Source organism: Streptomyces bacillaris (assembly GCF_003268675.1).
GTDB lineage: Bacteria > Actinomycetota > Actinomycetes > Streptomycetales > Streptomycetaceae > Streptomyces > Streptomyces bacillaris.
In genome coordinates, this window is the sequence record NZ_CP029378.1 from 568,498 (window position 1) to 591,296 (window position 22,799).

The 22,799-nt window shown below is 70.6% G+C and carries 17 protein-coding genes and 4 pseudogenes; 19 read left to right on the plus strand and 2 right to left on the minus strand.

All coding sequences use genetic code 11. From position 1 onward, the window contains the following. Position 1: 1 nt before the first annotated feature. From DJ476_RS02270 to DJ476_RS02335, 14 genes and pseudogenes are all read left to right on the plus strand, one after another. Positions 2-1,597 (plus strand): long-chain-fatty-acid--CoA ligase, encoded by a 1,596-nt coding sequence (locus tag DJ476_RS02270; RefSeq protein WP_112489678.1) that lies wholly within the window; start codon positions 2-4, stop codon positions 1,595-1,597. A 134-nt stretch (positions 1,598-1,731) separates the two neighbouring features. Continuing rightward, positions 1,732-2,226, plus strand: a complete 495-nt coding sequence (locus tag DJ476_RS35310; RefSeq protein ID WP_318294305.1) for a trypco2 family protein — start codon at positions 1,732-1,734, stop codon at positions 2,224-2,226. A 346-nt stretch (positions 2,227-2,572) separates the two neighbouring features. Continuing rightward, positions 2,573-4,210, plus strand: a pseudogene (locus tag DJ476_RS02280) (VMAP-C domain-containing protein). Beyond that, entirely contained in the window at positions 4,207-5,088 is an 882-nt protein-coding gene (locus DJ476_RS02285) for an AAA family ATPase (protein ID WP_112489680.1), read from the plus strand. The pseudogene DJ476_RS02280 and the gene DJ476_RS02285 overlap by 4 nt, the downstream one beginning before the upstream one ends. Further along, entirely contained in the window at positions 5,088-6,353 is a 1,266-nt protein-coding gene (locus DJ476_RS35080; RefSeq protein WP_318294307.1) for an SAV_2336 N-terminal domain-related protein, read from the plus strand. The genes DJ476_RS02285 and DJ476_RS35080 overlap by 1 nt, the downstream gene beginning before the upstream one ends. A 51-nt stretch (positions 6,354-6,404) precedes the next feature. After that, positions 6,405-7,211: pseudogene (locus DJ476_RS02295) on the plus strand (transposase family protein). A 127-nt stretch (positions 7,212-7,338) separates the two neighbouring features. Beyond that, a complete protein-coding gene (locus DJ476_RS02305; RefSeq protein ID WP_112489682.1) occupies positions 7,339-8,049 on the plus strand; it encodes a transposase family protein in 711 nt (236 codons plus the stop codon). Between the two features lie 835 nt (positions 8,050-8,884). Further along, positions 8,885-10,468 carry an AbfB domain-containing protein gene (locus tag DJ476_RS02310; protein ID WP_112489683.1) on the plus strand — a complete coding sequence of 528 codons (1,584 nt, stop codon included), beginning with the start codon at positions 8,885-8,887 and terminating at the stop codon, positions 10,466-10,468. Positions 10,469-10,520: 52 nt separating this feature from the next. Then, positions 10,521-11,042 carry an RICIN domain-containing protein gene (locus DJ476_RS02315; protein ID WP_112489684.1) on the plus strand — a complete coding sequence of 174 codons (522 nt, stop codon included), beginning with the start codon at positions 10,521-10,523 and terminating at the stop codon, positions 11,040-11,042. A 53-nt stretch (positions 11,043-11,095) separates the two neighbouring features. Next, a complete protein-coding gene (locus DJ476_RS02320) occupies positions 11,096-11,620 on the plus strand; it encodes an RICIN domain-containing protein (protein ID WP_162638589.1) in 525 nt (174 codons plus the stop codon). After that, positions 11,617-12,705, plus strand: coding sequence for a hypothetical protein (locus DJ476_RS02325; RefSeq protein ID WP_318294308.1), 1,089 nt, complete (start codon positions 11,617-11,619; stop codon positions 12,703-12,705). The genes DJ476_RS02320 and DJ476_RS02325 overlap by 4 nt, the downstream gene beginning before the upstream one ends. A gap of 132 nt (positions 12,706-12,837) precedes the next feature. Next, on the plus strand, positions 12,838-16,767 hold the full coding sequence (locus DJ476_RS02330; RefSeq protein ID WP_162638591.1) for a hypothetical protein: 3,930 nt from the start codon (positions 12,838-12,840) through the stop codon (positions 16,765-16,767). Next, positions 16,758-16,916 carry a hypothetical protein gene (locus tag DJ476_RS34365; protein ID WP_162638593.1) on the plus strand — a complete coding sequence of 53 codons (159 nt, stop codon included), beginning with the start codon at positions 16,758-16,760 and terminating at the stop codon, positions 16,914-16,916. The genes DJ476_RS02330 and DJ476_RS34365 overlap by 10 nt, the downstream gene beginning before the upstream one ends. Before the next feature lie 14 nt (positions 16,917-16,930). Continuing rightward, positions 16,931-17,194: a hypothetical protein gene (locus tag DJ476_RS02335; RefSeq protein ID WP_103417291.1), complete on the plus strand. Its 264-nt coding sequence runs from the start codon at positions 16,931-16,933 to the stop codon at positions 17,192-17,194. Positions 17,195-17,263: 69 nt separating this feature from the next. Here DJ476_RS02335 and DJ476_RS35315 read toward each other — a convergent pair. Then, positions 17,264-18,055: pseudogene (locus DJ476_RS35315) on the minus strand (membrane dipeptidase). Continuing rightward, the gene (locus DJ476_RS35320) at positions 17,971-18,318 is read right to left on the minus strand and encodes a hypothetical protein (protein ID WP_318294918.1); all 348 of its coding nucleotides are present in this window, start codon (positions 18,316-18,318) and stop codon (positions 17,971-17,973) included. The pseudogene DJ476_RS35315 and the gene DJ476_RS35320 overlap by 85 nt, the downstream one beginning before the upstream one ends. 143 nt (positions 18,319-18,461) lie before the next feature. On the opposite strand from DJ476_RS35320, the pseudogene DJ476_RS35085 reads away from it, so the two are divergent. From DJ476_RS35085 to DJ476_RS02385, 5 genes and pseudogenes are all read left to right on the plus strand, one after another. Beyond that, positions 18,462-19,053 (plus strand): annotated as a pseudogene (locus tag DJ476_RS35085) (transposase); the annotation flags it as partial. A 178-nt stretch (positions 19,054-19,231) separates the two neighbouring features. Beyond that, positions 19,232-19,618 carry a site-specific integrase gene (locus DJ476_RS02360; RefSeq protein WP_318294309.1) on the plus strand — a complete coding sequence of 129 codons (387 nt, stop codon included), beginning with the start codon at positions 19,232-19,234 and terminating at the stop codon, positions 19,616-19,618. A gap of 67 nt (positions 19,619-19,685) precedes the next feature. Next, a protein-coding gene (locus tag DJ476_RS36230; RefSeq protein WP_456339955.1) for an IS630 family transposase occupies positions 19,686-20,749 on the plus strand; the annotation gives its coding sequence in 2 pieces (ribosomal slippage) (positions 19,686-20,142 and positions 20,142-20,749; 1,065 coding nt in all). Between the two features lie 64 nt (positions 20,750-20,813). Continuing rightward, on the plus strand, positions 20,814-21,176 hold the full coding sequence (locus tag DJ476_RS02375) for a hypothetical protein (RefSeq protein ID WP_103417288.1): 363 nt from the start codon (positions 20,814-20,816) through the stop codon (positions 21,174-21,176). Between the two features lie 349 nt (positions 21,177-21,525). Continuing rightward, positions 21,526-22,743: a tyrosine-type recombinase/integrase gene (locus DJ476_RS02385; RefSeq protein WP_112489691.1), complete on the plus strand. Its 1,218-nt coding sequence runs from the start codon at positions 21,526-21,528 to the stop codon at positions 22,741-22,743. Positions 22,744-22,799: the final 56 nt, after the last annotated feature.

The following is a 22,799-nucleotide window of genomic DNA, read 5'->3' on the forward strand; positions in this document are numbered from 1 at the left end:
GGTGACCCTCTCCGTGGCATCCATCCTCTCCGAGTCCGCGCTGCGGCGACCGGAGCACCCGGCGGTCGTGGCCGGTACGCGGAAGATCACCTACCGCGAACTGTGGGACGAGGCACGGAGGTACGCGGCGGCGCTGCGCGCGCGGGGCATCGGCCCCGGCGACAAGGTGGCGCTGCTGCTGCCCAGCACCCCGCACTTCCCGTCGGCCTACTTCGGTGTGCTCGCGCTCGGCGCGATCGCGATTCCGGTCCACGCCCTGCTCCGGGCGGACGAGATCGCGTACGTACTGAAGGACTCCGGGGCGGCGGCGCTGATCTGCGCCGCCCCGCTCCTGGCCGAGGGCGGCAGGGCGGCGGGGACGACCGGCACGCCCGTACTCACCGTCATGGCAGAAGAGGGTGGCGAGGAAGGGGAGTTCGCCCGCGCACCGAGGCTGGACGCGCTCGCGGCGCGGAGCGCCCCGATCGACCGTCAGGTGCCGTGCGCACCCGAGGACATCGCGGTGATCCTCTACACCTCCGGCACCACCGGCCGGCCCAAGGGCGCCCTGCTCACCCATCTCAACGTGGTGATGAACGTCGGCACGACCATGCTCTCGCCGTTCGACTTCACCGCGGACGACGTCCTGCTCGGCTGTCTGCCCCTGTTCCACACCTTCGGTCAGATCTGCGGCATGAACACCTGCTTCCGGGCCGGGGCGACCCTGGTGCTGATGCCCCGGTTCGACGGACCGGGCGCGCTGGACCTCATGGTGCGGGAGGGCTGCACCGTGTTCATGGGGGTCCCGACGATGTACACGGCCCTCCTCGAAGCGGCCCTCGCCGACCCGCGCAGGCCCGCGCTCGACCGCGCGTTCTCCGGCGGCGCCGCGCTGCCGGTGGCGGTCCTGGACGCGTTCCGGGAGACGTTCGGCTGCCCGGTCCTCGAAGGGTACGGGCTGACCGAGACCTCCCCGGTGGTGGCCTACAACCAGAAGGCGTGGCCGCTCAGACCGGGCACGGTGGGCCGGCCGATCTGGGGTGTCGAGGTCGAGATCGCCAGAGCCGAGGTGGAGGACAGGATCGAACTGCTGCCCGTGGGCGAGACGGGGGAGATCGTCATCCGGGGACACAACGTGATGGCCGGCTACCTCAACCGGCCGGAGGCGACCGCCGAGGCCGTCGTGGACGGCTGGTTCCGCTCGGGTGACCTGGGCGTCAAGGACGACGAGGGTTACCTCTCCGTCGTCGACCGCAAGAAGGACGTGGTCCTGCGCGGCGGCTACAACGTCTACCCGCGCGAGGTGGAGGACGTCCTGGCCCACCACCCGGCGATCGCCCAGGCGGCCGTCGTCGGACTCCCCCACCCCGTCCACGGCGAAGAGGTGTGCGCGGTGGTGAGGCCCCACCCCGGCACGGCACCGGGCCCGGCCCTGGGCGCCGAGATCGTCGCCTGGAGCAAGGAGCGGATGGCACCGTACAAGTACCCGCGCCGGGTCGAGTTCGTGGACGCCTTCCCCCTCGGCCCCAGCGGCAAGGTACTCAAACGGGAGCTGGTCGCCCGGCTGACCACGGGGGCCCCGCACGAGCCGCCGGACGGCCTGCCGCGCCCGCGCTGAGCACGAGCCCGAGCGGTCGCGCTCCCCTGCACGCGGTCGAGCGCAGACCTCTCACGTCCTCGTTCCCGGAAGCCCCGGTGCCCGTCCCCGGAACTTGGCAGACTGCTTCGCGGACACATGGCACTTGGGGGCGGATGGCGGGGATCGGTGTTGCCGCAGCGATCGAGGAGCTGCGGCAGGAACTCTACCGGGCACAGGACCAGGGGGCGGGCCAGCAATTCGCCTTCGGTATCGAGGAGGCCGAACTGGAGCTGCAGTTGGAACTGCGCACCAGCGGCACGGGCGACGGCAAGGTCAGCTTCGGTGTGGCGACCGTCGGCGCGGGCGGTGAACGCACGACCGTCCACACCCACAGGCTGACGCTGAAACTCTCGGTCCGGGACCGGGCCCGCGGGGCTCCGGTCCCGAGATCAGTGACACCGAAGCCGGGTCCTGGGACGAGGAGTGACGGACCCGCGGCGACTGGTGCTCATCCGCAGTGGAACCACACAGCTGCGGCGGCACGTCGGCTCCGGCTACCTTGTCGCCCCCCGCCTGGTTCTCACGGCCGGACACACCCTTCGGGAGGCCGAAACCGGTGCCTGCTGGGAGGAGATCCGGGTCAGAGTGGGACACCCGGGGCGCGGTGAGACGCTCCGCACCGGAGCGGAGCTGATCTGGACCCATCCGCTCGACCTGGACGTCGCCCTGCTGCTCCTGCACGACACGGTCGACGTACCGGGATCGGTCCGGTGGGGCCACCCTGTCGAGACGGCCCCCTTGCGCTACGAGGGACTGGGCTTTCCGCTGGCGTCCGCGGAAGACAGCCGGGATGCCGAACATCTCCGGGGCGTCCTGCCTCCGCTGTCCTCCGGGGCTCGCGGCCTCTACGTGCTCGACCAGGAGCCCGCCCCCGACCACCGCGACGACGGCCGCAAAGCCTGGGGAGGCGCCTCGGGAACTGCGGTGTTCTGCGAGAACCACCTTGTGGGCGTGGTGATTCGTGACGACCGGTCCTACGGCAACCGCCGCCTGCACGCCCTCCCGGCACATCGATTCATCCAGGACGACGGGTTCGAGGCGCTCCTGCGGCGGTACGACGGCGGTCCACCTCGCCTGGCCGAGATCGGGGCCACCCTCCCGACGGCCCGGCCCGCGGCGGAACGCAGCGCGGCCGAGCAGGAGGCCGAGCGGATCCTGTGGTCGCTGCTCGGCGGCCGGATCACCTACGCGGCACATGCCCGTGCCCTCGTACGGCGGCTCGGATACACCGTGCCCGACAGCCACGAAGTGACCGTGCCCGACCTCGCGGCACTCGTGGCCTCCCATCCCCGTGCCCTTCCCTCGCTGAGCACCACCCTGGCCCCGGCTCTCACCGGCGAGGGCGAGCGCACCCGCCTGACAGACGTCCTCACCCGCGCCCGTGCCGGGGGACTGTGTCTGCTCCTGTCCCTGGACGAGTACGAGCACTTGCTGGAACTGCTCCGCGGCATCTGCGAGGAGCAGCCCACGCTCATCCCTCGCGCCGCCCGTGAAGCACTGCGCTACGTGTGGCTGCCCGAGCCGCTGAACCGTACGCATCTCTGCGCCGAGGACCTTGAGCACGTTGTCGAGCACTTGGAGTCCGTCTCCGACAGCGAGCGTGTACCGGACGGGACACCACCCGTACCGGCACTTCTCCGCCTGCTCGAATGCACCGCAGCAGCCCTGGAAGAGAAATCGGGGACAGAACTGCGCACCTGGTGCGACCACGTGGCCGCCCGCACCGGCATCCACTCGGTGGCGCTTGCCGAGCGCCGCATCGACGCCGGTCGTTGGGCCGCGCAGCGGCCGTCTCCCTTGTCCCGCGTCGTCGTCGAAGTCAGCCGGGCACGGACCGAAACACGCGAAAGCTACTACTGCCGTATCACGCTGGCCCGCGCCGACGGCACACATACCCCGCTCCACGAGGCGGAGAGCGCGCCGAGGACGCCCGAGGAGGTGGCCCGGCGCCTGCGGGACGCCATCGAGGTCGTCGCGGACGAGATCGGCCCGGCGGCCGTGCCCCATGCGACGGTTCTGGTGGCCCGTGACAGCCTCCATCTGCCCATCGACGAATGGAATCCCGGGGCACCCAACGAGTTCGTGCCCGACCAGCCCATCGGCGCCGAGTTCTGCATCACCCTGAGCTGCCCGGAGATGAGCGAACTGGTGAGGGGCAGAGAACGGGAACACCGGCGACGCTGGGAGAGCGGCCGCGCGGGCCCCTTGGTCGTCGGCGACGAACCCGTGACTCCGCCACGCCTCAGGCGGCTGCTGCAGACCACACATCGTGACGCCGTACAGGTCGTGCTCCACGGTCGTCCGGAGCAGCGAGACGCTCTGCTCGAACTCTGACTGGCCCTTGGCGTCCCGGTCGTGCTCTGGGATCGGCGGGCCGACTGCCCTGCGGACGGAACCGGCCTGCAACAGGTGGACCCCACCGGCCCGCTCGCCGGTCTGCCCGATCGGGTCCGCGTCTTCCGGGGGACGGCGTTCGACGACCCGGAAACGGTCCCGGCACGACCCGCACTCGTGTGGGAGGAGCACAGCTTGCGGCCGCGTCCCGAGTCGCTGACCCTGCAGGACCCCCACGAAGGAGCTCACGCGTCATGACCGCCGCCGAATCAGCCGGCACCGGCCGACCCGCCCCCTTCGCCGAAGGGGGCTGGCGGCTCTTCCGCGGTGACGGTGCCCCCCGCCGGGTCACTTTTCCGCCCGCTCCCCCATGGCGCCGGCTGCACCTGGAGAGTCCTGACGGCTCGCAGACCGAACGTCCCCGTCCCTACCTGATCGACCCCGACGATGCGGACATCGTCAACGCCGCCCTCCACCTGCGACGGCCACTGCTGGTCACGGGGCACCCCGGTACCGGAAAGTCCTCCCTGGCCCACGCGATAGCCCACGAACTCGCTCTCGGCCACGTCCTCCACTGGCCGGTGAACAGTCGCTCGAACCTCCAGGACGCCCTGTACTACGACGATGCGATCGGCCGGCTCCGGGAAGCGAACCCCCGCCGGGACACAGACGGCCCCGAACCCGATATCGGCCAGTACGTCCGGCTCGGCCCTCTGGGCAACGCACTGCTGGCACAGGACCGGCCCAGAGTCCTGCTCATCGACGAAATGGACAAGGGGGACATCGATCTGCCGAACGACCTCCTCACCGTGCTGGAGGAGGCCCAGTTCGAGATTCCGGAACTCAGCCGCCTCCCCGAGGACCACGGCACGGTCCATGTCCGGACGGACGACCCGGACGCGCCGGCCGCGGTGATCCGCGGCCGTGTCCGTTGCCGGGAGTTCCCTGTCGTGATCATCACCAGCAACGGCGAACGCGAGTTCCCGCCTGCCTTCCTCCGGCGGTGCCTCCGCCTCGACCTGCCCGAACCCGACGAGGAGCGGCTGCGGGACATCGTCGCCGCGCACATCGGCCACGAGGCGCTCGACGACATCGACGACTGTGGAAGCGCATGGCCTCGGAGGTCCGCTCTCTGATGGAACACGCCGGAGCCTTCCGCGACGTCCGTGTGATCGGACTGAACACCCGCGGCTCCGCTGCTCCCTTGCTCACCAACCATCCGTACCTGCGGCAAGGCCCCTACCTTCCGCCTGCCGCGCTCTGCGACCCCACTGGCGGCACCCTGGCCCTCGTGATCAGCGATGGCGTGGGCGAGGCGTGGCGGGACGGCCGTATGAGCGAGGCGGCGGCCCTGTGGGCCCGGCAGCAGCCCACCGCGATTCTTCAGACGCTGCCCACCCGGCTCTGGGCGAACTCGGGCATCCCGGTCCGGCCATGGCACGTCACCAGTGCCCGCAGGGGAGGTCCCACCACAGCCTGGCGCGTCAACGATCCGAGGCTGCCGGCAGATCTGGTCAGCTTCGATGCCGTCCCCATCCCGGTACTCGAACCCACACCGGCCGCCGTCGGCGACTGGGCCCGGCTCATCGCCTCTCCCAGCGCGACGGCGGTGCTCTCGCTGTGGGACACCCGGCGGTCCGCAACCGAGACACGGCGCGTCGGGAATCGGCACGGCGCGGACGCCGAAGCCGTCATGCGCTTCCGCGGTGCCGCAAGCCCCGAGGCGTATCGTCTCGCCGCCCACTTCGCGGCCGTAGCACCTGTCACCCCGCCCGTCATGCGCATGATCCAGGAGGCACTGGGCCCTCCGACGGACGCCGGACACCTCGTGGAGGTGTTTCTCGGCGGCCTCATGCACAACACCGCCCCGGTCACCCCCGGCCGACGGCCTCAGCCGGATGCCTTCGACTTCTCCGACAGCACTCGGCGCATCCTCCTCGGCGCGCTTCCGGCCCGCGAGTTGCTGCGTTCCACGCGGCTGATCGCCGACCGCCTGGCGTCGTCCGCCCGGCACACGCCGAGCTTCACCTCGTGGGTGACCCACCCAGGGGGTGAAGCGGCCGCCGACATCCCGGAACGGTCTTTCGCCCGACTGGAGGAGCGGCTGCTCAAGCGCCTCGGCATCGCCTCGCCCGTCGGCGCCTCACCCGACAGCCATCCGACCCCGGCTCCCCGGGCAGGAGGCCGGCAGCAGCCACCGGTGGCCCGGCGCGCGGTCACCGGACGCGCCACACCGTCCTCGGCGGTGCACAAGAAGGTGAAGATCCTTATGGTCGACGACCAGCCGGAGAATTTGCTGGCCCAGGAGGCCATCCTGTCCCCTCTTGAGCACACGGTCGTACGCGCCTCGTCAGGGCAAGAAGCACTCAGTGCGCCTCCTTCATCCTGTGCTGGCAGGTGAAACTGGCTGGTCAGGGTGCGTGGTGACGAGACAGGGCCTCTCGTCGTTGGCGTGGTGATCTCACTCAACACACCGGCGACCGAAGAGGCCCTGTTGGTTCCGTATCCTGCCATGGCCGACGTCCCTCATGAGCTCGTCGAGCATGTTTCCTGGTTGCTGTACGAGCACCGCCTGACGCGCAACACCCGCTGGCGCAAGCCCGGTTGCTCCAAGCAGGCACTGCTTACTCTCGTTCATCCGCGGAAGAACGAGACGTTCTCTCAGCTCGGAGCCGGTTTCGGGATATCCCAGGCCACCGCCTGACGGTACGTCGATGAGACCTTGGACGTCCTGGCCTCCTGGGAACCCGGACTCCACGAAGCCCTCACCGGCCTCGGCGAGGGCGACCACGTCATCGTCGACCGCACCCTGATCCCCACCGACCGAATCCGCGCGGACGAGCCGTACTACTCGCAAAAACACCGCAACCATGGCATGAACGTGCAGGTCATCGCCCGACACCACGGCACACCGCTCTGGTTCTCCCGAGCCACGCCCGGACGCACCCACGACCTGACCGCGGCCCGCGCCCACGGCATCGTCCAAGCCCGCCTCACCCGCCAGATCCTCGTCCTCGCCGACCGCGCCTACCAGGGCGCCGGCGCCACCTTCCGCACCCCGTACTACCACCACCGCGAACAGCCGCAGCACTACCAGCAGTTCAACCGCGACCACGCCCGGCTGAGAGCCCCGGGAGAACGCGCCTTCGCGCAACTGAAGTCCTGGCGACTGCTCCGGCGAGCAAGATGCTCCACCCGCCGCATCGGCACCATCGTCCAGGCCATCCACACCCTACTGACCTGCGACTACAGAGGATGAAAGAGGCTCACTGAGCTTCTTCGAGTTGGCCACCGATCGGGTGATGGGCCGTGGTGCGCAACGGACGAGGCCCCCGGGCTGTTGATCGAGATGTCTGACGTCTCAACAACACTGCTCGGAGGCCTCGTTGGTCGTCCATCCTGCCGCACTCGACCTGCCGCACGCACTCGTGGAGTGGGTCACGATGCTGATCGTCACCCGTGAGGGCGACCGGCGCTGCAAGCTCCGTCCGTCCCAGCGGACGATGGTGGCACTGGTGTACCTGCGCGAACACACCACTCTCGCGAAGATCGCCGCCGGGTTCGGGATGAGCGAGTCCACCGCCCACGCCTACACCAGCGCGGTCGTCGACCTGCTCGCCGCACGTGCACCGGGCCTGCTGAAGACGCTGCGCGAGCACGATCCCGACTTCGTCCTGCTCGACGGCACCCTCGCCGAGTGCGACCGGGTCGGCGACGGCCGGACCGACTACTCCCACAAACACCGGCGCCATGGTGTGAACGTGCAGGTCGTCACCGACCCCGGCGGCCGGCTGCTGTGGCTCTCGCCCGCCCTGCCGGGCCGCACCCACGACCTGACCGCCGCCCGCACCCACCGGATCATCCGGATCTGCGAGCGCCAGGGCGTTCCCATCCTTGCCGATCTCGCCTACCAGGGCGCCGGCCCGTGGCTGACCACCGGCATCAAACGCAGGCCCCTGCAGGAACTCACCCCCACCGAAAAGACCCTCAATCAAGCACTGGCCGCAGCGCGAGCACCCGTCGAACGCGGCGTCGCAAGGCTGAAGTCCTGGCGGAACTTCCGCAGGGCCCGATGCAGCCCCAACCGCATGACGTAAATCGCCAAAGCAGTCCTCACACTGGAGAGGCAGCGCTGAAGAAGTTCAGTGAACTACCAGTCGGGCTGAAGTAACGTCCGCACGAAACGTAAAGGACGAACGACCACACGGCCGCATCACACCGGCGGAAATCAAGCAGAAATATTCGGAGCAGCACAACATCACCGAGAAGCAGGAACTTTCGGCAGCGGAAACGTCATTACTCACGGATTCACTGGAAGGCGGCCCGGTCGATTTCGGATCTCTGGCGGGGCGTGAGATTCCCGCACTCCGAAGACATCACAGCAGGGCCTTCACGGTGCCTGCGCACACCTGTTGACCACTCATTCCCCCCATTGTCCCTCAGCGCTCCCCAGCGCCTACAAGGTTCACCGGGGCTCGATGGCCCGGTCCCCCTTCCGGCGTGCCGACTGGTCAGATCGGCATTGCAACCGTAACTGCTGTGGCCACGCATCGCAACGACCGACCAAAAAGCGCCATGAGGAGGGACATGCCCCGGCAATGCTTGCCAACCCTGCCACAAGGGGCTCGACATGACGCCGTCAGTCACTTCGCCCCCCCTTCGGGCCTATTCGGGAACTCGCCTTGCTGTGCCGGGCAAGATCCAAGTAAGGTCGCCCTGCACCCGGTTAGAACGGCCGGTGCCGGGGGAAATTTGTTCATCGCCAGGGGGATCCGTGCGGGATGTCAGTGCCGTGCCGTCGCTATGACGGATCGCTGACATCCTTGCCGTCATTCCGCTTTCAGGAGGAACGGGCGACCCTGCCTGCGCCGATTTCACCCTGCATTCATCAAGTCGCCTCCGGGCGACGACAGTAGGGAATACAAGAACAACATGCACAAGAGCTCTGCCTCGTCCGCGCGGTTGCACAGGACCGTCACCCGTGGCGTCGCCGCCACCACCACACTCATCGCGGTGCTGACCGTCTCCGCTCCGGGCGCGGTCGCCGCCGACAACGCCTCGGGCGCCGCGCCGGGTGCGTCGGTGCGGGCAGCGGGGATCGGCACGACCGACATTCAGCGGGTGAACGCGGCCGCTGTGGTGCGGCTCGACCCGACATCGGACGTACTGCTGCTCAGCGACTACGACTTCATCCACGCGCTGTGGCAGAAGGCCAGGGACGCCGGTGAGCTGCTGGACTCCGTGCGGGTCGCCGCCGAGGAAGCCATGTTCAGTTCGGCGGCCGCCGATCACGTCCGGTACATCACCACCGGCATCCACGACGCCTACCGGCTGGACCAGCAGCGAGAGCGGGACAAGGCCGAGGCCGAGCGTGCCGCGCGGCTCGCCAGGACGCAGGCCCTTCAGGTGGTGGGCATCCCGAGCACCCCCGAGCTGCTGGCCCTGAACGACGACAACTTCATCCGCGCCGTGATCAAGCACACCGCCGCAGGGCCCGAGGTACGGGCGGCGGGCACCCGAGCACTCTCCGGCGGGCCGGACGAGTGGCGCGAATACATCGTCAACGGGGTGCGCGACGCGCACAGGATCGATGTGGCCAACGAGCTCAAGGAGCTGGAGGAGAAGGACCGTCAGGAGGCCGAGCGACTGCGCGAGCTGGCGGCCCGCAAGAGCACGGCTGCACTGTTCCGCATCACCCCCTCCGAGGGAATGCTCATCCTCAGCAGCGACAACTACATCCGCGAACTGCTCCGGCTGGCCCCCGCCGACCTGCGCGGTTCTGAGCTGTACGCGGCCGGGCAGCGGGCCGTCCTGAGCGCCAAGGCGGAGGACTGGAAGCAGTACATCCACACCGGTGCCGAGGTCGCGTACAAACTGGACGACGAGAACCGCCGTAAGAAGGCCGCCGAAGCCAACCGCAAACTAGCCCTGCAGATCCAGGCGGGCGCCGCGAACGGCGGGGTACACCCCGGCCTCGTGGCAGCCGCGAAGAGGGCCCTGGCAGGGACCGACGAGCAGATTGCAGAGTTCCTCAAAGAGGACACCCAGTATCGGTTGAAGCGCCAGTCGATCCAGTCCACCGATCCGTCGGCCACCGGCATGATCGTCCGCCAGTCCACCGTGGACAAGGGCGAGGCGTTCATCACCCCCGTCGACAGCAGGAGCCCGCTGGCTGACCGGCAGGACGCCACCTGGACCATCGTGCCCTCCCTCGCGGCACAGCCGGGCTGCTGGTCCTTCGAGTCGGTCCGTAAGCCCGGCTACTACCTCACGACCACCCTCGGTGTGCTGCGAGTCAAGGCGGCGCCCGACGACCGCACCAGCAGCTTCCGGCAGGCCGCCACCTGGTGCAACCGCAAGAACGGCTCGTCCATCGGCTTCGTGTGGGGCGTCGGCCCCGACGAGCGCTGGCTGGTCCACCTGTCGGGAGCGCTCTACGGGTTCAGGGCGAGCCCCGGCGCCGACGTCGTCGCCAAGTCCGGCGCCTGGAAGATCGCCGCGCCGCTCGCCCCCTGATCCACGTCCGCCCGCACCGGTCCCACAGCACCAGCGAAGAACGGAAACCACCATGACCCGGATTGCCCGAGTCGCCCTGGCCGCCGCCGCCGGCCTCGCCGCCATCACCAGCAGCGTGAGCTCCGCCCACGCTGAGCCGAACACCTCGTACGTCCGCTTCCAGGTCGAGCACAGCAGCAAGTGCCTCACCATGTCGGGCGGCAGTCTCGCCAATGGCGTACTCGCCGTGCAGTCGACCTGCGCCAGTGGCCTCGACAACCAGCTGTTCGCCCTCAAGCCTACCGGGAAGGGCTTGTTCCAGATACAGGCGAAGCACAGCGGGAGATGCCTGGCCACCGTGCCCGCCAACGGCTGGAAGGTCCAGCAGGAGTGGTGCTCCGAAGCCACCACCCAGAGCTGGCGCGTGATGCTGGTCGCTGTCGCCACGGACCGCTACGAGCTGCGCCCCGCCGACCAGCTCGAATACTGCCTGACGGTGCCCGACCACAGCACCGCGGATGGCGCCATGCCGTTCATCGGGCAGTGCGGTGCCCTGTCCCCGCAGCGCTGGCGCATGACGCCCGCCACCACCTGATGCGCTCCCAGTCCCGTACTCCCCGAACAGTCGCACAGAAACGGAACTTCACGATGGCACGGACCCTTCGAGCCGCGCTGGCCGTCGGCGCCACGCTCGCCGCCCTCGTCGGCGGCGCGGGAACCGCGCACGCGGCAGACAAGACGCGCATCCAGCTGGAGACGGTGGGCGGCGTCTTCTGCCTGGGCGCGGGCCCTCAGAGCTTGACCTACCTCGATGAGTGCGGGGCCAGCTGGATGTTCCCCGCGGAGTGGTGGATCGTGCCCACCGCCGGGTCCTCTTTCGAGCTGCGCTGGATCGTCGACGACGACTGCCTCGAAGTGGCGGGCGGGGGCACTCAGACGGGCGCGCAGATCCGCCGCGGCACCTGCACGGGCAGCAAGCAGACCCGCTGGCAGCTCGACCTCGTCGACCCGGTCCGCAAGTTGTACCAGGTGCGCCCCACCCACACGGCCAACCGCTGCCTGGACATCCCCAACGGTGAGGTCGTCAAGGCCAAGCCGCTGCAGAGCTGGTCGTGCAACCAGAGCGACGCCCAGCTGTGGCGCGTCAAGCCGATCAAGGAGTCGGCGGCATGAGTATGAGGGGGCGCATCCGCACTGCGACCGCGCTGACCGTGGCCCTGCTGATCTGCGGGTCACCGGCGTGGGCGGCGACCCCGGTACCGCCCGCGAGCGCCGTCGTCACAGCCGACGAGGCGGCCTCAGTCACGGCGCTCGCGGCCGAGGCGGCCAGGAACGAAGTCACGCGCATCGCCAAGTCGTCGCTCCCCGCCGAGCTCCGCACCTCGGCGTGGAACGCCCTGCGCAGCACCCTGGGCGACGAGGCGATCGCCGCCTGGCTCGAGCCAGGCGGCGGGTACGACCTCGCCAAGCAGCGGCTGCGTGACACCCGTACCCGCAACAGGCTCTTCTGCGAACGAGTGGTGGTCACGCACCCCCCCGCGTTCTCCCCGCAGGTGAACGCGGCGGCGAAGAACGCCGTCAAGGGCTCGGACAACGACCGGGCGGTGTTCGTGCGCACCGGTTACGAGCAGGCACAGCAGCGGGACCGTACGGCGAGGGCCGCCGATACGGCCCATCAGCAGGAAGTCGCGGCCAGGGAAAGGGACTTCGTACGGGGGCTGAGCGTGGCGGATCCCGGTGCGGAGGTCCGGGTGGCCGCGCAGTGGGCCATGCGACCAGGTGCGACCGACACGGACGTGGCGGAGTTCTTCGGCTACGGCTGGGTCAATGGAGCCACCCTCGATCTGGAGGGTTACCGGCTGCGGGTGGCGGACGGCGAAACCCGCCGTCACCACGCTCTGTCGTTGCTGCTCAGGGCCGCGGTGGACGCCGAGGAGGCGCTGCGCGGCGCCTCGGACGCCGCCGCGGCCCGCGCGGAGGCCGAACGCGCCTGGCAGGCCGTGGCCGCCCACGCACAGGGCGCCGAGACGGCCTGGCGGGTGGAGCGGGAGCACGCCGGGAAGCAGGCGGAGGCCTGGAAGGGCGTACAGGCCCTGGCCCAGGGCGCGGCGGACGAGTTGTGGAAGCGGCTGGCCGACCCCGCGGGCGAGAACGAGCGGTCCTGGTCCCGGGAGGAGCAGGACGCCGTGGGCTCCGCCGCCTTCTGGCAGGACATCCTCCGCCAGGCCCGCGAGGGCGGGACCCGGGTGGCGGGCTGACCACCGCCACCCGCTGAACGGCGGCGGCCGGCCGAGGAGTTCGGCGGGCCGCCGCGCACCGGGTGCTCCGGACCGTACAGCGGGCCGGAGCGCTCGGTTCTCTTCTCCATGACGAACGAAAGGGACGCTCCCATGAGGGGGATACTCCGGCCAGGGGCCGGAAGACGGACCGAGGCGGCCGGAAGACCGGCCAAGACCGGGGGACGACGGGCCGGCCGTCTGCGGGCGGTGGCCGCCAAGGCCGTGTCGGCCGTGGTGGCCGCGGCGGTGCTGGGTGGGCTGACCACCCCGGCCCAGGCCGCCGCGCCCGAGGCACCGGTCGCCACGCCCTCGGCCGCCGCGCTGCTCGCGTCGGCGCTTCGGGCGGAGGCGGACGCTCCGGCGCCCGGAGCGCCCATGACCTCGCTGGCCCGGCTGAGCGCCGACGCGGACCGGCAACTGGTGGAGGACTACGCGGAGTTCGACGAGGAAGAGGAAGTACGCGAGGCCGCTCGGAAGGCGCTGGAGAGCACCGACCCCAACGCGATCCGCGACTTCCTGGAGCGCGGCGAGGCCGAGGCCCGCAAGCGGGCGCAGGACAAGCGCAACGCCGCCGATGTCGAGAACCGCAAGAAGATCGAGGCGCTGCGCGGCACCGGCGGGCCGTACTTCAACGCCGAGGTCGAGCGGGTGCTGAAGGGCACCGCCGGGGACCGGGCCGACTTCCTGGCCTTCGGCGCGGAGATCGCCCGGCAGCGGGACAAGACCACCGAGGAGAACGATCGCAAGCGGGCCGAGGAGCTCCGCAAGCGGGTCGAGATGCTCGCCGCCAGCGGCGGCCCCGAGGTGCAGCGGGCGGCCAGGATCGCCCTGGCCACCGGTGACGACAAGGCCATCGCGGAGTTCCTGGACAAGGGCTACCAGATCGCGGCGCAGAAGGACGCCGACGAGCGGGCCGCCCGGGAGAAGGAGCAGAAGGAGGCGCTGGAGGCGGCGGAGCGGCTGCGCAAGCTGGCCGAGAACACCGCCCGCGCCGCCCAGGCCCGTACCAAGCTGATCGCGGTGCACGGGGACGCCGTACGAGCGCTGAAGAACGCCTCCAACGCGATGAGCCTGGCGGCCGCCGCCTCCCGTGAGGCGGACCGGATGCTGTCCGCGGACAAGGCCGGCAGGCGGCTGTCAGACTACACCGAGGTGAAGAAGGACGCCGCCCGGCAGGTCGGCTTCGCCGACACCGCCGCCAAGCAGGCGCAGGTGGCCGCCGGGCAGGCCAAGGTGCAGGCCGACATCCTGGTGGAGACCGGACTGGCCTACGGGGTCCAGTGGTCCCAGGTCGCCACCGGCATCGCCGCCGCGGCCGACGCCGCCCACCGCGCCGCGCAGACCGCCCGGCACGCCATCGACGCCACCGCCGCCGACGCGGCCGGGCTCAACGCCGCCAACAAGGCCGAGCTGCACGCCAAGCAGGCCGAGGCCTGGCGCGCCAACGCCCAGGAGCACGCCAAGGCCGCCGCCGCCATGGCCCGGCAGGCCGAGGCCCAGGCCAAGATCGCCGCCGACGCCGCCGCCAAGGGCCGCCAGGCCCGGGTCGCGGCGGAGCAGGCCGAGAAGGACGCCTGGGCGCACGCCCAGAAGACCCGCGACGCCCGGGTGGTGGCCCAGAACCAGGCGAAGATCGCCGCCGAGCAGCGGGCCGTCGCCCAGCGCGAACAGGAGCTGGCCGCCGCGGCCCGCGTCCGGGCGGAGCAGCAGCAGGCCGTCGCGGCCGAGGCCCGTACCCGCGCCGACGCCCAGGCCCGTACCGCCTCCGCCAAGCGGGCCGAGGCCCAGCAGGCCGCGACCAAGGCCTCCGAGGCCCGGGGCCGGGCCGCCGCGCAGGAGGGCATCGCCGCCACGGCCGACGAGAAGGCCCGGGGCGAGGAGACCAAGGCCCGCAAGGCCCGGGACGCGGCCGCGGCCGCCGAGCGGGAGAACAACGCCCAGCAGGCCCGGCTGCGGGCCACCGAGGCGGTGGAGGCCGCCACCCGGGGCACCGAGGGCTCCGAGGCCGCCCGGGCCGCCGCGGACGCTGCACGCGCCGACGCCGCGACCGCCAAGCAGGCGGCGGCCTCGGCCCGTACCGCGGCCGACGCGGCCACCGATGCGGCCTTCCGCTCGCGCTCCGCGGCCATCGAGGCGGCCGGCGCCGCGGCCCGGGCCCGCGCGGCCGCCACCGAGGCCACCGCGCACGCCTCCCGCGCCAACGCCGCCGCCGGCAAGGCCGAAGCGGCCGCCTCGATGGCGAACGCCGCGGCGAACAAGGCCCGTTCGGAGGCCGCCGCCACCCACTCGGCCGCACTGCGCGCCCACTCCAAGGCCGCCGAGGCCACCGCGCAGGAGGGCCGGGCCGGAATGGCCGCCCATGAGGCCGTACGCCTCGCCGGGCTCGCCGCCATCCGCGCCAACCAGTCTCTCCAAGCGGCCCACCGCACCCGGGACGAGGCGGACGGCGCCACCCGCGAAGCCGCGATGGCGCAACTCCAGGCCGCCGTCGCCGTCCAGGCAACCGCGTCCGCCCGCTCCACCGCCGCCGGCATCGCCGACCCGGCCAACACCGCCATCGCGCTGACCACCCCGTTCTCCGGTACCGACGTCGGCGCCGACCTGGCGGCCGAGGTGGCCAAGGCCGCGATCGCGACCGGCCAGGCCGAGGTCACCAAGGCCGAGGCCCGGGCAGCGGAGGCGGTCAAGGCCGCCGACGCCGCCAAGGCCGCCGCCGACCGGGCCAACGCCCAGGTGGCGCCCGCCTTCAAGGCCGCGGCGGACGCCGCCCGGTCCTCCGCGGACGCGGCCCGCTCCTCGGCCGCCGCGCTGAAGTCCGCCGCCCAGGCCGCCGAGGACGGCGCCAAGGCACGCTCCGCCGCCGCCCGCGCGGACCAGGCCGACGCCCAGGCCAGGGCGGACGCCGCCCTCGCCCGGCGGGCCGCCGAACAGGCCTTCGCCGACGCCGCCGCGGCCCGTACCGCCGCCACCCAGGCGGAGGTCGAGGCCGAGCGCGCCCGCGGTGCCGCCACCCGGGCGGAGAACGAGGCCGCCGCCGCGAGCAGCGCCGCCGCCCTCGCCGAGCGCGAGGCCGCCACGGCACAGAGCGCGGCCACCCAGGCGGAGCAGGACGCCGCCGACGCCGGCAAACTCGCCGAATCCGCCGAGGCCCACGCCAAGTCAGCCGAGGAGGCGGCCAAGAACGCGAACGTCCACGCGGAGGAGGCCAAGAAGGCCGCCGCGCGCGCCGAGGAGGCCGAGCGCGAGCGGCAGCGCAAGGAACTGGCGGAGGCCGCCAGGAAGAACCCGAAGTACACCGACCCGCAGCCCGGCGGCGAGGGCGGCGAGCCCGGCAGCGGCGCGGAGGCCCTGGACGCGCTGATCCTGCGGATGGCCACCGAGTATGCCCTGGAGCAGGTCGGGCTGAGCGAGGAGGAGCTGGCGCTGGCCCGGGATCTCTCCGGTCAGGACCTCGTGGACTACCTGATGGACAACGGCGCCGAGATCCTGGTGGAGCTGTTCCTGGCGGACATCAAGGAGTGCATCGACGACCCGGACATCGGGATCTGCATCTGGGCCATCGTGCAGAACGCGGGCCCGGTCAAGCTGGCGAAGATCGGGAGCAAGCTGCCGAAGATCGGCAAGGCGATCTGGGGCATCAAGGGGTTCCTGGAGAAGGTCGACAAGGCCCGTAAGAAGGTCGACGCCTTCACCGAGAAGCTGGAGGACGCCAAGGAGAAGCTGGACCGGCTCGGTGCCACCTGCGACCGCGACTCCGGCGGCAAGCCGGGCAAGCAGTCGAAGGCCTCGACCGTCCGGCGGTCCGCCGCGCCCGCCGACGACAAGCCGAAGCCCAAGCCGGACACCGACTGCACCTTCCCCATCTTCCGGACCCCGAAGACCGTGGACGTGGCCTATGAGAAGCTGCACGGCCCGAATCCGGCCCGGGGGCGGAGGAGGGGAGCAACGGCAAGGTGTACTTCGGTGAGCAGAGCGTCGCCGCGGAGTACTGGGGGCGTGGCACCTACGCCTCCGGGATGTACCGGTACGACATGGATATGAAGTTCCTGGTGCAGTTCGTCAAGGCGGCCAAGCGCTATGACTGGAAGGGGCCGAATGGAAGCCCCAGGATCGAGTGGGAGATCGAGTACAAGAGGCTGGACGAGTTCAACGCCCTGACCGTCGACCGCACCTGGATAAAGAAGCCGTGAGGAAACTGAGCGACATGCCCTTGACACTCCACCAGGAGTACGAGATCCGCGTCCTCTCCGTACGCCCCTGGGGGCTGGACGTGGTGCTCCCGGACGGCACCGCCGGGCTGATCGACAACGCCAAGGACCCGAACTGGCCGGACGGTGACCAGGAGGCGGCCGTGGGCACGGTGATCCGCGCCGTCGTCCTGGACGACGAGCGCGACCCCGTCCGGATGAGTGCCCTGGACAGTGACCGGGCCATCGCCCGCTCCATCCGGGAGGCCGCGGAGGGTTAGGCGGCAGAGGCCGAGGGCCGCACCGCCCGGAGGGATCCGAGGGTGCGGCCCTCTCCGTACGCGGGTGGGCTACGGGGCCTTGGCCTCCCGTACCACCCGTGCCGCGTTCCCCCAGGTCAGTGCCGCGATATCGGCCTCCGACCAGTCGCGGTGCAGCAGCTCCGCGATGAGGTTGGGGTAGCAGGAGGCGTCCTCCAGACCGATGGTGTGCGGGGCTCCTACGGCGGTGCCTTAGGAGCCGGCCAGGCCGACGGACTCGGGGCCGGCCAGGCTGCGGACGTGCTCGACATGGTCGGCGACGTCCCAGAGGGAGGCCGGCTGGTCGTCGTGGCACACCTGGTCGGGGGCGAAACTGACCATGCAGACGCCCCGGTTGGTGCGCAGCCGGCGCAGGATGTCGTCGCAGACGTTGTCCGGGTGGTCGGTGAGCACTCGCGCGGCGGAGCGGGAGAGGATCACCGGGGCGCTGGTGACGGCCAGGACGCGGTCCATGGTCTCCTAGGCGGCGCCGGAGATGTCGACCAGGACACCGAGGCGCTTCATCTCGCGGATGACGGACTCACCGAACGGGGTCAGCCCGGTGGCCGTCCAGTGGGCGCCGGCCACGGTGACGCTGCGGACGCCGAGGGCGTGGTACGCGCGCAGGGTGCCCAGCGAGTCGGCGAGCGCGGCCGCGGCGACCGGGCCGAGGAGCGAGGCGATCCGGCCGCTGTCCCGCGCCTCGGCCATCCCGTCGGCGCCGGTGACCAGGCGCAGCACCTCCGGGCAGGAGGCGATCAGGGTGGAGACGGCGTCGATCCGGTCCAGGGTGGCACTGACCGCGCTGTCACGGTGGCGTCCGGGCCGGTGTGCAGGGACCAGAACTGGGCGCCGACCCCGTCGGCCTGGATGCGCGGGATACCGGTGTCCAGCAGGACGGACCCGTACATCAGGTCCTGCCAGTGGGTGTGGTCCAGCTGCTGGCCCAGGGTGTTGTGGCCGTCCACCACCAGCTGGGCGGCCAGCAGCACACGGGCGCGCTCCAGGTCGAACGCGGCGGGGGTGGGTGCCTGGGCGGGAGGCGGGTCGTCGGGTTCTCCGAAGGCGGCGGAATCCGCGTACGGGAGGTGCTGAAGGTCTGCCATTGCTCCGCTCCGGGACACGAGACGCTCCGGACGGCACGCCCTGCCCCACGGTGGCACGGTGCGGATGCGACGGCGCGGCGGTGTCCGCCGAATGGGGGACTGTACATCGTTCGGTGTAACTCCCGATCAAGGAAGATGCACCGATGACCAGTGAGAATGTGACCGAGGCCGAGACCGTCGAGCCGGCTGAGGTGGCGCCGTCGAAGGCGGTGGACGACCGGCTGATCGACGAGCTGGTATCCCGCGCTCAGGCCGAGGGCCTGCAGCTGACCGTCGAGGGCGGGCTGCTGCAGCAGCTGACGAAGCGGCTGCTGGAGTCCGCCCTGGAGGACGAGACCATTGACCACCTCGGCTATGACAAGCACGACCCGGCCGGGAAGAACGGCGGCAACAGCCGTAACGGCACCCGCGCGAAGACCGTCCTGACCGATGTCGGGCCCGGTCGAGATATCCGTGCCCCGCGACCGCGATGGATCCTTCGAGCCGAAGATCGTCAAGAAGCGGCAGAAGCGCCTGTCCGGCGTGGACGAGATGGTCGTCTCGCTGTCAGCGAAGGGGCTCACGACCGGCGAGGTCCAGGCCCACCTGGCCGAGGTCTATGGCGCCGAGTTCTCCCGGCAGACGATCTCCACGATCACCGACAAGGTCATGGACGGCATGGCCGAGTGGCGGAACCGGCCGCTCAACCCGGTCTATCCGGTGGTCTTCATCGACGCGATCCACGTGAAGATCCGGGTTCTGTCGACGATCTTGTGATCCGGCGGTCCGGGCTCATCGCGCGAGCAGGACGCGTTCGCGAAGGAGATCGAGACTGGCCCGGCCGAACATCTGGCGTTTCAGCATCTTAAAAGTTACGTGGAATCAGCCGGGGTGATCATGTCACTCCGGTGCAACCACAGACTTGGGAGATGTGTTGAGCGGCACGGCGGTGCTGATGGAGAAGTGGCCGGTGATGGGCAGGCATGAGCAGGCGGCGACCTGGCTGAAGATCTGGATCGATCTCGGACGTGCGCCCCGCACGATCGAAGCCTATGCCCGCGGGCTGGCCGAGTACCTGGTGATGTGCAAGCGGGAGGATGTCTACCCGGTCACCGCGAACCGCGCGCACGTGGCCCTGTTCGTGCGTGAGTGTACGTCGCGGCCGCACCGTCGGGGTGCGAACGTGGTGGCGATCGACTCGGGCACCGGGCTGGCGAACGCCACGATCCAGCAGCGCCTGGTGCCGGTCCGCTTGTTCTACGACTTCCTCATGGAGGAGGGTTTGCGGGAGTCGAACCCGGTGGGCCGGGGCCGCTACTGAACTTGATTGGGTGATGTCGGTGCTGTTCGCCTGACAGTTGGGTGTCGGCACCGGTAGCCCTGTGGCTGTGAGGTACGCGCAGGGCGGCGGGCTGACCGACGCCGAGAGGGCCGCGCGGGAGCGGATCCGGCTGCAGGCCGTGGAATGCTTCGAGGGCGGGAAGAAGAACCAGGAGATCGCTGCCGCGCTGCGGGTGAGCGAGCGGTCGGCAGAGCGGTGGCGCCGTGCCTGGCGCGAGCAGGGAGAGGTCGGCGTCCAGTCGAAGGGATCACCAGGCCGCCCAAGGCTCGGACCAGACCAGATCGCCAGGCTGGGACGGGAGTTGGAGCGTGGCACGCTCGCCCACGGCTGGGCGGACCAGCGGTGGACGCTGGCGCGGATCAAGACGCTGATCGGCCGGCTGTTCCATGTCTCGTACACGGTGGAGGGCACCTGGCGGCTGTTGAAGCGGCGCGGCTGGAGCTGGCAGCAGCCCACTCGACGGGCGATCGAGCGCGAGGACGACGCGGTCGAGGTGTGGAAGAAGGAGACCTGGCCGCGGGTAAGAGCACCGCGGCGGAGCGCGGGGCCTGGATCGTCTTCGAGGACGAAGCCGGGCAGTCGATGACTCCGCCGCGTGCCAGGGCCTGGGGCCGGATCGGTCGGACCCCGGTCGTGAGGGTGAGGGGCCGGGGCTCGGGGCGGGTGTCGATGGCGGGCATGGCCTGCTACAAACCGGGCGAGCGGTCCAGGTTGATCTACGCGATCCGCGCGTACCGGGGCCGTAAGGACGAGCCGAAGGGCTTCGGCTGGCGCGACTTCCGCGACCTGATCGTCCGTGCCCGCATCCAGCTCGGCGGACCGATCGTGCTCGTCTGGGACAACGTCCGCCTCTACCTGACGGCCGGCATGCGCGAATTCATCGACGCGAACGCCGAATGGCTCACCGTGTTCCAGCTGCCCACCTATGCTCCGGACCTCAACCCGACCGAGGGCGTCTGGTCGCTGGTCAAGCGTGACATCGGCAACCTCGCCGCGGCCGACCTCGGCCAGGTCACCCGCGCCGTGAAGCGCAAGCTGAAGATGTTGCAGTACCGACCGGAGGTCATCGACGGCTGCCTCGCCGGCACCGACCTGCCCCTGGACCTGTGAGCGCCGGGTAGACGGACCCGAAATTGATCGAAGCCCAAAGCCGCTGGTCAGCTACGGTGACGGCATGACCGACAGCCTGCCCGAGGACGTAGTCGACGTGCTCGACCACGTCCTGAACCCGGACGAGCCCGCCCACGACGCCCTCCGACGGCAGGTGCCCCAACTCAGGGCGCAGTCCCGTTGCAAGTGCGGCTGCGGCACTACCTACTTCGAACTCGACGCCGACGCCGTGGAGCCCGCGCCAACGGGCCCCGGCACCGTCGTGGCTGCCGACGCACAGCTGCTCACCGAATCCGGCGAGTGCCCCGGCGAGGTCCTGGTCTTCGCGCGAGGCGGCTACCTCTCGTGGCTCGAGGTCTGCTCATGGAGCGATGACATCGAGGTGAATCCGGTTGCGGCGCGGCGCTGGCTGCAGCCACCGTCCTGAACCCGAGCCGGCAACATCTGGCGGTTTCGGAACGCGACACGCGGACGGTCCTCGGGCTCTGCCTCATCCAAGGCGGCACGCTCCCTGGCGGGACGGTGATCACCCCAAGCGCATGCGGGCGGCGCGGTGGCGGGCCAGCACCTGACGCCGCCACCACGAGCCGACCGACATCACGAGTTCAAGTTCAGTTGCTTGCGTGTAGAGACCTCGACTCTGCGCCGTTGGCGCACCGCCCGGCCGCCCCAGGGCCCCCGTTCATTGCGGTTTCGGAACGCGTCGTCATGTATAGCGCGATCGACGTTGAGGAATGGCTGCGTCGCCGCCGGACCGTCCCGCACCGGAACGCATGATGGGCGAGAAGGCCGTTGTGCCGGTCGGCGTCCGGCTCACGACCGACATCGAGTACCGGCCTGATCGTCCCAACCCTTACCGAGCGCGGGTCCGCTGGTTCGACCCGGCTACGAAGCGGCGGCTGTCCCTGTCGGAGGGGAAGGCGGACGAGGACGAAGCGCAGGAGTGGCTCCAGTCCATCATCGAAGCGGCTGAAGCAGGGCTGTCCCCGTCGCTCGCCACCATGAAGCTCGCCGAGTACGGCAATGCGAACATGGACCTCGCTTTGCGAGGGCTGGAGTTGAAGACTCTCGACCCCTATCTCGCCGGCTGGCGGATGCGCGTCGTGCCCGCATTGGGCCACCTCGCGGTCCGGATGATCACCAACGGTGCTGTCGACCGCACCGTGCAGAACTGGATCGCCGACGAGCTCAGCCGCTCAACGGTCAAGAACACCATCGCCGTCCTGGTCCGCGTCATGGAGCAGGCGGTGCGCGACGGCATCATCAAGGTGAACCCCGCCCGGGTGACCGGCTGGCAGAAGCTCTACAAGCAGGCCGAGGACGAACTTCTCGACCCGCGCGCGCTCGCCCTGCCCGACTGGGAAACACTCCTCGCACCGGCCGACGCGCTCGTGGCCGCCTCCCACGACGGGTACCGCGGCTGGGGAGACGTGGTCATCTTCGCCGCGTGCACCGCCGCACGGATCGGCGAGATCTCCGGCTGCCGCGTCGGAGACATCGACACCACCCAGTGGATCTGGACCGTGCGCCGCCAGACCACGCCCGCCCCTTGCGGGCTGACCGACAAGGTCACCAAGGGCAAGCGGGCCCGCAAGGTTCCCATCGTCGAGGAAATCCGCCCCCTCGTCGCCCAGCGCATCCTGTCCGCCGGCCCCAATCCGAACGCCCGCCTGTTCACCGGCCCACGAGGCGGACGCATCTCCACAGCCGTCCTGCGCGACGCCACACACTGGGACACCGTGGTCACCAAGCTCGGCTACGAACATCTGCGCCGCCACGACCTCCGGCACACCGCGCTCACCTGGTTCGCCGACGCCGGGGTCCAAGTACACGTCCTCCGCAGGATCGCCGACCACGGCTCACTGACCACCACCCAGCGCTACCTCCACCCGGACGTCCACAAGATCACGGCCGCCGGGACGGCGCTCTCGGCCCACTTCAGCGCGCTGCGCGCACCACGCTCACTGCCGGGCCCCATCGTCATGACCCGCTGACCCGGTCAAGGACGCCGGACCTCCAGCTGGTCCCCAACTGGTCCCCAAAAATGATC